The organism is Cryobacterium sp. PH29-G1, assembly GCF_030063365.1.
Taxonomy (GTDB): Bacteria; Actinomycetota; Actinomycetes; order Actinomycetales; family Microbacteriaceae; genus Cryobacterium.
The window spans coordinates 205,472-216,670 of the sequence record NZ_JASISY010000004.1 but is presented as its reverse complement, the minus strand read 5'-3'; the positions used below and the strand labels follow the sequence as shown (position 1 = coordinate 216,670).

General features: G+C 65.4%; 10 protein-coding genes and 1 pseudogene. 3 read left to right on the top strand and 8 right to left on the bottom strand.

Going from position 1 to position 11,199, the window contains the following annotated elements:
* Window positions 1-12 precede the first annotated feature (12 nt).
* The 3 genes from QMK22_RS07535 to QMK22_RS07525 all read right to left on the bottom strand — a co-directional run bounded on the left by QMK22_RS07535 (window position 13) and on the right by QMK22_RS07525 (window position 3,927).
* Window positions 13-1,131: an AAA family ATPase gene (locus tag QMK22_RS07535; protein ID WP_283496997.1), complete on the bottom strand. Its 1,119-nt coding sequence runs from the start codon at window positions 1,129-1,131 to the stop codon at window positions 13-15.
* Entirely contained in the window at window positions 1,128-1,616 is a 489-nt protein-coding gene (gene coaD / locus QMK22_RS07530) for a pantetheine-phosphate adenylyltransferase (RefSeq protein ID WP_283496996.1), read from the bottom strand. Before coaD ends, QMK22_RS07535 begins: the two co-directional genes overlap by 4 nt.
* A gap of 64 nt (window positions 1,617-1,680) precedes the next feature.
* Window positions 1,681-3,927 carry an ATP-dependent DNA helicase RecG gene (locus QMK22_RS07525; protein ID WP_283496995.1) on the bottom strand — a complete coding sequence of 749 codons (2,247 nt, stop codon included), beginning with the start codon at window positions 3,925-3,927 and terminating at the stop codon, window positions 1,681-1,683.
* Window positions 3,928-3,978: 51 nt separating this feature from the next.
* Here QMK22_RS07525 and rsmD point away from each other — a divergent pair, with 51 nt between their 5' ends.
* Together rsmD and QMK22_RS07515 are read left to right on the top strand one after the other, a co-directional pair.
* The gene (gene rsmD / locus QMK22_RS07520) at window positions 3,979-4,560 is read left to right on the top strand and encodes a 16S rRNA (guanine(966)-N(2))-methyltransferase RsmD (protein WP_283496994.1); all 582 of its coding nucleotides are present in this window, start codon (window positions 3,979-3,981) and stop codon (window positions 4,558-4,560) included.
* 12 nt (window positions 4,561-4,572) lie between these two features.
* Window positions 4,573-5,173: pseudogene (locus QMK22_RS07515) on the top strand (integrase core domain-containing protein); the annotation flags it as partial.
* Between the two features lie 67 nt (window positions 5,174-5,240).
* Here the strand turns inward: QMK22_RS07515 and thiL are convergent.
* Window positions 5,241-6,323, bottom strand: coding sequence for a thiamine-phosphate kinase (gene thiL, locus QMK22_RS07510; protein WP_283496993.1), 1,083 nt, complete (start codon window positions 6,321-6,323; stop codon window positions 5,241-5,243).
* Window positions 6,324-6,347: 24 nt separating this feature from the next.
* On the opposite strand from thiL, the gene QMK22_RS07505 reads away from it, so the two are divergent.
* Window positions 6,348-6,872 (top strand): DUF3515 family protein, encoded by a 525-nt coding sequence (locus tag QMK22_RS07505; protein ID WP_283496992.1) that lies wholly within the window; start codon window positions 6,348-6,350, stop codon window positions 6,870-6,872.
* Between the two features lie 31 nt (window positions 6,873-6,903).
* Here the strand turns inward: QMK22_RS07505 and QMK22_RS07500 are convergent, their stop codons facing one another.
* The 4 genes from QMK22_RS07500 to murA form a co-directional block, all read right to left on the bottom strand.
* Window positions 6,904-8,004: a D-alanine--D-alanine ligase family protein gene (locus tag QMK22_RS07500; RefSeq protein WP_283496991.1), complete on the bottom strand. Its 1,101-nt coding sequence runs from the start codon at window positions 8,002-8,004 to the stop codon at window positions 6,904-6,906.
* On the bottom strand, window positions 7,901-9,055 hold the full coding sequence (locus QMK22_RS07495) for an NAD(P)H-dependent glycerol-3-phosphate dehydrogenase (protein ID WP_283496990.1): 1,155 nt from the start codon (window positions 9,053-9,055) through the stop codon (window positions 7,901-7,903). The genes QMK22_RS07500 and QMK22_RS07495 overlap by 104 nt, the downstream gene beginning before the upstream one ends.
* Window positions 9,045-9,758 carry a lysophospholipid acyltransferase family protein gene (locus QMK22_RS07490; RefSeq protein ID WP_283497120.1) on the bottom strand — a complete coding sequence of 238 codons (714 nt, stop codon included), beginning with the start codon at window positions 9,756-9,758 and terminating at the stop codon, window positions 9,045-9,047. Before QMK22_RS07490 ends, QMK22_RS07495 begins: the two co-directional genes overlap by 11 nt.
* 91 nt (window positions 9,759-9,849) lie before the next feature.
* Window positions 9,850-11,157: a UDP-N-acetylglucosamine 1-carboxyvinyltransferase gene (gene murA, locus QMK22_RS07485; protein WP_283497119.1), complete on the bottom strand. Its 1,308-nt coding sequence runs from the start codon at window positions 11,155-11,157 to the stop codon at window positions 9,850-9,852.
* Between the last annotated feature and the right edge of the window lie 42 nt (window positions 11,158-11,199).

Here is an 11,199-nt window from a genome sequence, read left to right as displayed (position 1 = left end):
GCGCAGCCATGACTAGGGCTCTCGGGCGGAACCAACGGAACGGGGCGGCATGGCGCGCATGGGCGGCGCGGATGCGGGCGGCACCGTTTTTGACAGAGCGGATACCCCGATCGGAACGGGTGTGTCGGCCACGATGCGGCGCACAATGTCATCGATCACCGGCCCGCTGTCTTGGTGATGGTGTCCGAGCGCCCGGCTCGTGGGAACCAACCGGTGGCCGAGAACGGCCACCGCCAGCGCATCGATGTCATCGGGCAGCACATAGTCCCGACCGTTCAGCGCGGCCTGCGCTTTCGCCGCACGAATCAGCTGGAGCGTCGCCCGGGGGCTGCCCCCGAGGCGCAGTTCGCGGTCGTCGCGGGTGGCCCGAACGAGGGCGACCGCGTATTCCTTGACCGCGGCGGAGGCGAAAACGGCCCGCGCCGTAAGCATCATCTCGCGCAGGACACCTCCCGATACGACAGACGAGATCTGGGCGAGCGGGCTGCCGGTATCACGCGAGTCGAGCATCGCGAGCTCGGCTGCCGAATCGGGATAGCCCATGGAGATGCGAGCCATGAATCGGTCGCGCTGCGCCTCCGGAAGAGCATAGGTGCCCTCCATCTCTATCGGGTTCTGGGTGGCGATGACGGTGAAGGGCAGCGCCAGCGGATAGGTCACGCCGTCAACGGTGACCTGACGTTCCTCCATCGATTCCAGCAGGGCCGACTGGGTTTTCGGGCTGGCCCGGTTGATTTCGTCGCCGATGACGATGTTGGCAAACACCGGTCCCGGTTTGAACTCAAACCGGCGCTCGGCCTGGTTGAACACGGACACCCCGGTCACGTCGGACGGCAACAGGTCGGGGGTGAACTGGATCCGTCCGACCGTGCAGTCCACCGACCGGGCGAGCGCCTTGGCGAGCATGGTCTTGCCCACACCGGGAACATCCTCGATCAGGAGGTGTCCCTCGGCCAGGAGAACCGTCAGAGCGATCTGCACGGCTTCAGGCTTGCCGTCAATGACCGTTTCGACATTGCGCACAATAGCACGCCCGGCGGCCTGCAATTCACTGAGATTACCGGCCGACTCGCCGTCGACCTGCGAAACCGACGGCAGTTCCGCAGAAGAGCGAGTCGGTTTGCGGTTCATACCCGCGAACGCTCCAGATATTGTGCGACCGCCCGCGGCACGTAGGGCGAGACGTCGCCGCCAAGGCCGGCCACCTGCCGCACCAGCGAGCTCGAGACGTGCGCATTCGCCGGATCCGGCAGGAGAAAGACCGTCTCGACCGCGGCGAGATTGCGATTGACAATCGCCATCGGCGTCTCATAGGCCACATCAACCTGTGAGCGGATGCCCTTCACCAGCACGCTGGCACCCACGTCCATGCAGTAGTCAACGAGCAAGCCCACACTCCAGCTAGCCACCACAATATTGGTCGGGAGCCCAGCCTCTTTTATAGCCAATTCCAGCAGCGATACACGCTGACTGATCGGCAACAAGGCGGTTTTGCCGGGGTTGTGCACGACAAGAACATGGAGTTCGTCGAACAGGCCGGCCGCGCGATCGATCACGTCCAAGTGGCCCAGGGTAACGGGGTCAAATGATCCAGGGACAACGGCGATCCTGCGCATGTTCACACCCTACTGCCCCAGCCTGAACGGCGCTGCCCAGTGCATCCGCTTCGAGTCGTCATCGTCAGCCTTTGTTCAGCCAGGTGCGTTCGGTTTCGTTCAACCGGCGAGCAATTGCCTCGCGCAGCGCCGGGTTGGTTCGGATCCCCGGATCGCCCGTCACGAGGTGGTACGCGGCCTGGCGCACTTCGGCGATCATGTCGCCGTCGACCGCGACCCGCAGAAATCGCAATTTCGAGCCGTCGCCGGATTGCAGGTCACCGAGCACGTCGCCCTCCCGGCGCAGCGCGAGATCGAGTTCGGCGAGCACAAACCCATCGAGGGTCGCGGCGACATCGGCGATGCGTTGGCGCGCCGGCGACCCCAGCCGCGCATTGGTGACGAGCAGGCACAGCCCGGGCACACCGCCCCGGCCGACCCGGCCGCGCAACTGGTGCAGTTGGGACACGCCGAAACGATCAGCGTCGAGCACGACCATGGCGGAGGCGTTGGGCACGTCGACACCGACCTCGATGACCGTTGTCGCCACGAGAACGTCGATCTCCCCGGCGGCGAACGAGCGCATGATGCGGTCTTTCTCGTCGCTCGCCATTCGGCCGTGCAGGACCTCGATGCGGTATCCGGCCAACGGTGCGAAATCGCGCAGCCGCTCGTGCACGGTATCTACATTGGCCAGCGGAATCTTCTTTTCTTCCGGCCCGGTCTCCGGTTCGGCCTCTAAGCCTTCTTCGATTTCGACGGGGGAAATGGCCGGGCACACCACGAAACCCTGACGTCCCAGCGCGAGTTCCTCGGCGAGTTTGGTCCAGATGCGTTGAAACCAGTCCGGGTGATCGGCCAGCGGCACGACGATGCTGGTGATTCCCTGCCGCCCGGCCGGCAGCATACGAATGGTACTCACGTCGAGGTCGCCGAACACCGTCATAGCGATGGTGCGCGGTATCGGCGTGGCCGTCATGACGAGTACGTGCGGAGGCTCTGCACCTTTGAGCCGGAGGGTTTCGCGCTGGTCGACACCGAACCGGTGCTGCTCGTCGATGACGACCAGACCGAGATCGAAAAAGGTCACGGTGTCACTGAGCAGAGCGTGGGTGCCGATCACGATGCGCGACTGCCCCGATACGGTGCGCAGCAGCGCCTTGCGTTTCTGGGCGACGGGGAGTTTGCCGGTGAGCAGGGTGGGCATGAGCTCGGCCGCGAGATCGGGGCCGAGCAGGGTGGTAATCGACCGCAGGTGTTGGCCGGCCAACACCTCGGTGGGTGCCAGGAGCGCCGTCTGGCCGCCACTGTCGGCCACGGCGAGCATGGCCCGCAGCGCGACAACGGTCTTACCCGACCCCACCTCACCCTGCAGCAGGCGGTTCATGGGGCCCGACTGGGCCATGTCATTGGCAATTTCTGCCGCACAGATCTCTTGGTCGACCGTGAGTACGAACGGCAGGGCCGCGTCAAAGCGCTCGAGGTACCCGCCGGGTGTGGGTACCCGTGCGCGCGTTCGGCGCTCCCGCGCCAGGCTGTGCCGCTGCATGAGCGCACACTGCAACACCCAGGCCTCGGTGAACCGCAGCGTTTCCTGGGCCGCCATCCACTCTGTTTGGTTGTCGGGACTGTGGATCCAGTGGATGGCCTGGGTGTGGTTGAGCAGGCCGTGCTGCATCCGCAGATCGTCGGGAACGGGGTCGGGCAGGTGCCCCACCCGTCGGAGTACGTGGTCGATCAGGGTCTGCAGGTTCCAGCTGGTCTCGGCGGCCGTCGCCGCGTAAATGGGAATGAGCGGCTTGTGCCGCAGCCGCAGCGATGGGTCTTGGAGGGCCTCTTCTTCTTCACTCTCAAAGGTTTTGTAGGCGGGGTTGGCCAATTGACTCTCCCCTTTGTACATGCGCACCTTGCCGGAGAAACTACCGCGCAGGCCGGGCCGCAATTGTTTGAGGCGCCACTCCTGGCTGTTCTTTCCGAAAAAGGTGAGGGTGAACTGGCCGCCGCCGTCGGAAATGACCACCTCGACGATGGTGCCGGGACGGGACGCCATGCGCTTTTCGTGCACCGAAATAATGTCGGCAATGACGGTGATATTGGCACCGGGGGTGAGTTGATTCAGCGGTCGGAGCACCTCGCGGTCGGCGTAGTCCCGCGGGTAGTGGCTGAGCAGATCGCTCACGGTCACCATGCCGAAGGCTTTGAGCAGCGCGTTGGCCTGAGGCACGCTCAGAGCCGTTCGCAACTGGGTATCAAGCGTCAGCGGTGCCAGCTGCGGGGCTGGCAGCGCCACACCATCGAATTCCGGGCCCTGGGCAGCGCTCGAACCGGTCATGTTTCCATCGTAAACGGAGCCTCCGACAGGGCAGCTAGGCTCGGGAGGGTTATGACGCGAATTATTTCCGGGTTTGCCGGCTCCTTGACCCTGGCCGTTCCGAAGTCCGGCACCCGGCCGACCAGCGACCGGGTGCGGGAGGCTATTTTTTCGGCTCTCGATTCCCGGGACGCGCTGCACGGCATGCGCGTTTTAGACCTCTACGCGGGATCGGGTGCGTTGGGCCTCGAGGCCGCCAGTCGCGGCGCGCGGGTGGTGACGCTGGTCGAAAACAGCTACGGCGCTGCGGCCATGTGCCGTAAGAACGGCGAGGCGGTGCAGCGGTCAGCGCCCAAGGGTACCGAGTTGAAGATTGCCGTGTCGTCGCAGGCGGTGCAGTCGTTTCTGGCGGCGACCAAAGACGGCTTCGACGTTGTCTTCATCGACCCGCCCTATGACCTGAGCGAGGTTGAACTCGGACACAATTTGAGCGCCCTCGCGCCGCTCCTGGCCGATGACGCGCTTGTGGTGTTGGAGCGCAGCTCGCGCTCGCCCGAGCCGCAGTGGGGCGCCGGCCTCGCGCTCGAGCGCCGCAAAGACTACGGCGACACGACTGTCTGGTACGCCGCGCCCGCCGAGCACCCGGCACCGTAGCCCACTCCCGTCCCAGCGCTTATCGCAGCAGACACCGGCGTTCCCGCACGCACGGTCTCCCGGGTGCTGGCGCGGCATCACGTCCCGGCGCTCTGGGAAGGCGACCCGCTGACCGGCGAAAAGATTCGAGCCACCCGCGCCACGGCGACGCGGTATGAACGCGCCCGCCCCTGCGAAATGGTGCACCTCGATGTGCAGGAGCTTGGTCGCATCCCCGAGGCGGTGGTTGGCGGGCCCGGCCCGGCCAGACACGCACCAACCACACCGCCGGTCACGTTCGGGTCGGCTACGACTACGTGCACGCCATCATCGACGACCGCAGCCGGCGTCCTCCTCCGCGCAGCCGCATTCTTCGCCAGCTGCGGCATCTCGAAGATTGAACGCGTCCTCTCCGACAACGCCTTTGCCTACCGAAACTCCCAAGCCGTCAAAGACGCCGTGATGACCCTCGGTGCGCAGCAGCGCTTCATCAAACCGCACTGCCCGTGGACCAACGGGAAGGTCGAATGCTTCAACCGCACGCTAGGCCGAGTGGGCCTACCGGCAGGTATTCACCAGCAGCGCCGAACGCACCCAAGCCTTTGTCCGGTGGCTCAACTCCTACAACACCTAACGTATCCACACCGGCATTGGAACCACCCCGCTCCAGCGAGTGTCACCAACCTGATGGCCGGATACAGCTAGCCGGCGGCGCCGTCCCAACCCCGGTATGGGTCCCACCCGCCCTGATCATGCGGCGCACCGTCGAGGGTGATCGTTCCGGCCGGAACCGAAGCGGATGCCGCCACGACCGTGCCGAGGCGGCGGAAGCCGGTCGGCACAGCGCTGCCCGCGGGGAAGGTGGCGAGCAGACCGTGGTCTTCTCCACCACCGAGGGCAACTTCAATGCGCTCGCCCAGGCAACCGGAGTCGAAGTCGATTCCGACGCCGCTGGCCCGTGCGATGCGTCCGGCGTCAATGGCGAGCCCGTCGGACACGTCGAGCATCGCGGTGGCGCCGGCCAGGGCGGCGATCGGCCCGTTCGCGATCGGCGGTACGGGGGTGAGCTGAGCGGCAATCTCGGTTGGGTGCGTGAGTTTGAGGGCGGCGGCGCGGGAAGCGTCGGGCACCCCGTCGGCGTCGACCCCCAACCGAAAGAGAAGTTCCAGACCGATTCCAGCCTCACCCAGCCGCCCGGACAGCGCCACGGTGTCACCGGGGCGAGCGCCCGAACGCAGCACGGGCGCTCGTCCCTCCAGGTCGCCAAACGCCGTCACCGCGAGGGTCAGCGCGTCGGAGGCCGACAGGTCGCCCCCGACCACTCCGCAGCCGGGAGCGAGCGCCTCGCAGCAGTCGCGCAGTCCGTCGGCGATACCTTCCAGCACCGACACCGGCGTCGACGGCGGAGCAGCGATCGCGACGACGAGTGCGGTGGGTCGGGCGCCCATCGCGGCGACGTCTGACAGATTGGTCGCTGCGGCCTTCCAGCCGAGGTCGTGAGGTGTCGACCAGGCGAGCCGAAAATCGGGCCCCTGAATCATCATGTCGGTCGTCACGACGAATCGGCCGTCGGGCGCTTGGATCACCGCAGCATCGTCGCCCGGGCCGAGGAGTTCGGCCGCCGCGGCCGGCAGCCGGGGGAAGATTCGCCCGAGCACGGCTCCCTCGCTGAGGTCGGCGAGGGTCTCAACGGCGAGGGGGACGTCGCAGGTGATTTCGGGCACGGACGCTGGGGCGGGACGCGACAGGGGGGCTGAACGCGGGGCATCCGCAGCAGTGGTCATGTAAGAAACGGTAGCCTGAATACGATGTCTCACCCATTCCTGCTCACGCGCTCCGCTCCGCTCCGTTTTGTCGCCGTCGCTTCGGTGCTCGCGACGTCGATGCTGCTGGCGGGTTGCGCCTCGGCCGTGCCGCTGACCCCTGCTCCCGATGCCACCAACGTGGCCTGCGCCGACGTCACGGTGCACCTGCCGGCAACCGTCGCCGACCAGGACGCGCGGGAGACGAATGCTCAGGCGACCGGCGCCTGGGGCGACCCGGCTGCGGTGCTCCTGCTCTGCGGTGTTACCGTGCCGGCTCCGACGACGCTGCCGTGTCTGAGCATCAACGGCATCGACTGGATCGAGGACGACTCGGAGGCCCCGACCTACCGCTACACAACCTACGGCCGCGACCCGGCGATTGAAGTCGTCATCGACTCCGAAGCGGTGAGCGGTTCCACCGCGCTCGTCGACCTCGCCAACGCGGTCGGCTACGTGCCGGCGACCGGTGCCTGCCTCGGCGCCGAAGACGTTCAGCTGCCCTCAGACGGGGCCACGACCGCACCGTAAGGTTGCGCTCGCCCGGGGCGTCCCGGACGCGTCAGGAACCGTGCTGAGCGTGCGCGACGGCCACCGCGATGAGCTCGTCGATCAGCTCGGGGTAGGTGTAACCGCTCGCCAGCCAGCAGCTCGGAAACATCGAGATGCTGGTGAATCCCGGCATGGTGTTGATCTCGTTGATGACCCAACCGTCCGCGGTGAAAAAGAAATCGACGCGGGCCAGTCCGGCACCGCCGATCGCTTCGAAGGCGGCAATGGCAAGCCGTTGCACCTCGGCCAGTTCGTCGGCGGCCAGCGGGGCGGGGCAGACCAGGTCGACACCGGGTGCATCGAGGTACTTGGCGGCGAAGTCGTAGAATTCACGCCCGGTCACAATGACCTCCCCGGCCACGGAGGCTCGGGTCGGCTCCCCCGGGCGACCCTGCAGAACGGCAATCTCAAGTTCCCGGCCGATGAGCCCGGATTCGATCAGCACCTTGGTGTCTTCGGCGAGCCCCACCGTCATCGCTTCGGCCAGCTGGTCCGGCGTCGACACCCGACTGACGCCAACGCTTGAGCCGGCACGTGCCGGCTTCACGAAGGCGGGCAGGCCAAGCTGTTCGAGAGCCGCGTAGGAGCCGTCGGGCGTCTGTGCCCAGTCATCCGCTGTTACGGAGCGCCACGGCGCCACCGGCAGGCCGGCCTGCTGAAAGACCGTCTTGGCGAAATGCTTGTCCATGCCCAAAGCGGATGCGAGAACTCCCGACCCGACGTAGGGCAGGCCGAGCAAGTCGAGCATTCCCTGCACCGTGCCGTCCTCGCCGAACGGTCCATGCAAAATCGGGAATATAAGGTCGACGGGGCCGAGCGAACGTTCGCCCGCAGTGTCAACAACGGTCAGTTCCCGACTCGACGCACTCTCCGGCCAGCGCACCCGCGTGCCGTTATCAGCAACGACAGGCAACGCCGAAGCGTTGAGAGCAAACTTGGCTGGGTCATTGTCTTCGAGTACGAACGCGCCGTCCCGGGTGATCCCGACCGGAATAACCGTGTATCGCTCAGGGTCGAGTGCTGCCAGCACCCCGCCCGCCGTTGCGCAGCTGATCGAGTGTTCGCTGGAACGCCCTCCAAAGAGAAGCACCACCGTGAGCTTGTCCAACATCGTCAAGTGTCCTTTCGCCCTGCGGTTCGCCAGAGTCAGTTGTGAGGTGCGGCGCAATGTCGCGGGGGTCGAGGGTGCCATCGAGTACCTGGCGCACCTGTTCAACGATCGGCATTTCGACCCCCTTGGCACGGGCGAGTTCGAGCACGGGCTTCACCGAAGCGAGGCCTTCGGTGGTCTGCTGCATCTGCTTGACGACATCATTGATGCTGTAGCCCTGGCCGAGCAGCCGACCGGCCGTGTTGTTGCGCGACAGCGGCGACTGGCACGTGGCGATGAGGTCGCCGAGGCCGGCCAGACCGGCCAGCGTCTCGGCCTGGGCGCCGTAGGCGACGGCGAAATCGGTCATTTCGACCAGACCACGGGTGATGATGGACGCCTTCGTGTTTTCGCCGTAACCAACACCGTCGACGATTCCAATGGCGACCGCTATGAGGTTCTTGAGCACACCGCCGAACTCGGTTCCGATCACGTCGGTGTTGATGTAGGAACGGAAATAGCGATTGGTGGCCAGTTTGGCCACGGCCTGTGCGGTTTCCAGGCTCGCCGATGACACGACGGCACCGGTGGGCTGCTCTTTGGCGATTTCGAGGGCGAGGTTGGGCCCGCTGATAGCCGCGATGCGGTCGGGGTCGATGCGCAGCACTTCTTCGATCACCGTGCTCATGCGCATACCGGTGGAGCGTTCAACGCCCTTCATAAGCGAGATAATGATCGCGTTCTCGGCCAGATACGGTTCGACCTGTTTCAGGTTTTCCCGCAGCGACTGGCTGGGCACCGAGACGAACACCATTTCGGCGCCGGCCAGGGCCAGGTCGAGCCGGCTCGTGGCGCGCAGCCCGACCGGCAGGTTCACGCCGGGCAGGTAGTCACTGTTGCGGCGCGCTTCGGAGATTTCCCGGGCCAGTTCGGGGCGGCGGGCCCACAGAACAACGTCGGCACCGCCATCCGCCAGAATCTTGGCGAACGTCGTTCCCCAACTGCCCGCCCCGAGAACGGCGACTCGGGTGCCTGGTTGCACCTTGGGCTGGTGGGTGGTTCTAGGCTTCAAAACGACCGGTTTCTTCCTGGTTGTGCTCCGACGGGTTCCACCGCTTGGCCGGGGCTTTCTCCCCGCGAAGGTCTTCGAGCAAGGCCGTGATGGCCACCATGACCACGGCGGTTGCCTCATTCAGCGTGGCCGTGTCGAGGCTGCGTCCCCGAAACTGCGCCAGATCGATCGGGTCGCCGATCTTCACGGTGATGGTTTTGCGCGGAAAGATGTGGATCTTCTTGGAATAACGTTCCATCAGATGCTGGGTACCCCAGTGGGCGGCCGGAACGATGGGGATGCCCTGTTCCAGCGCGATGCGTACGGCTCCGGTCTTGCCGCGCATCGGCCACAGCTCGGGATCCCGGGTGAGCGATCCCTCCGGGTAGACGACCACGATTTGACCGTTTTCGACGAGGCGTTGAGCGGCCTTAACCGGTTCGCTGCCGCGCACCGAACCGCCCCGCTGCACCGGAATCTGGCCGGATCGACGCAGGATTGCACCGATGACCGGAATTGTGAAAACGGATGCCTTCGCCAGGAACCGAGGCAACCGCCCCAGCTTCCAGGCCACGACGCCCATCACCACGGGATCGATTTCGCTGTAGTGGTTCGGTGCGAAGACGAAGGCGCCGCTGCGCGGAAACTTGTGCGCGTCGATGATCTCGTAGCGAGCGGCGAGGTTCATCACCGGCAGGGCCAGCGCGGCGAGAATCCAGAACATCGACGGCCGGCTCTTCTCCGAGCGAATTCGGGTCGGTGGCGCGGATGGTTCAGGAGCAACGGGCACGTCGTTATTTGCAGGCACGCGCCTATTATCCTTCGAGATCGAAGTCCGCCCCCAAAAGCCGCAGCTTACCGATGAAGTTCTCGTAGCCTCGGCTGATGATTCCCACGTTGCTGACCGTGGAGGTGCCGTCGGCCGACAGGGCTGCGATCAGGTGGCTGAAGCCGCCGCGCAGGTCGGGCACAACGATGTCGGCCCCGCGCAATTGCGTTGGCCCGGTGATGACGGCCGAGTGGTTGAAGTTGCGCTGGCCGAAGCGGCACGGGTGTCCGCCAAGGCATTCCTTGTGAATCTGAATGGTCGCACCCATCTCGACGAGCGCATCGACGAAGCCGAACCGCTGTTCGTAAACGGTTTCATGCACGATGGACGTGCCGTGCGCCTTGGTCAGAGCGATCACGAGCGGCTGCTGCCAGTCCGTCATGAAGCCGGGGTGAACATCCGTTTCGATGATGACAGGCTTGAGGTCGCCACCGGGGTGATAGAAGCGGATGCCGTCGTCACAGATATCAAACGCGCCGCCGACCTTACGAAAGACGTTGAGAAAGGTGATCATTTCGGCTTGACGGGCCCCACCGACGAAAATATCGCCATCGGTCGCCAGGGCGGCGGCGGCCCAGCTCGCGGCCTCGTTGCGGTCGAACAGGGCGCGGTGGTTGTAGCCCAGAAGGCGTTCAACACCCTCAATGCGAATCACCCGGTCGGTATCGACCGTGATGATGGCGCCCATTTTCTGCAGAATGTTAATGAGATCCATGATCTCGGGCTCGATTGCCGCGCCCTTGAGCTCGGTGATGCCGTCGGCACGCACCGCGGTCAGCAGCACCTGCTCGGTCGCTCCCACGCTCGGGTAGGGCAGTTCCAGCTTGGCGCCCTTGAGGCCGTTCGGTGCCGACATGCGGATGCCGTTGGGCTGCTTCTCGACGACCGCGCCGAACTTGCGCAGCACCTCAAGGTGAAAGTCGATCGGCCGGTCGCCGATGCGGCAGCCACCCAGGTCGGGGATGAACGCCTCGCCCAGTCGGTGCAACAACGGCCCGCAGAACAGGATCGGGATGCGCGAGGAACCGGCGTGGGCGTCGATGGCGGCGAAGTGCGCACTCTCCACATCGACCGGGTCAAGGATGAGGTCGCCGGGTTCATCGCCCTCGGTCACCTTGACGCCGTGCACCTCGAGCAGGCCCCGAACGATCCGAACATCGCTGATGTTCGGAACGTCCTTGAGCACACTGGGGGTTTCACCGAGCAATGCGGCGACCATGGCCTTGGTGACGAGGTTCTTCGCCCCCTTCACCTCGATCCGGCCGACCAGGGGGATACCGCCACGGATAGTGATTTTGTCGGCGGTGAGGCCGACAGCTGCCCCGTGGTTCTGGGC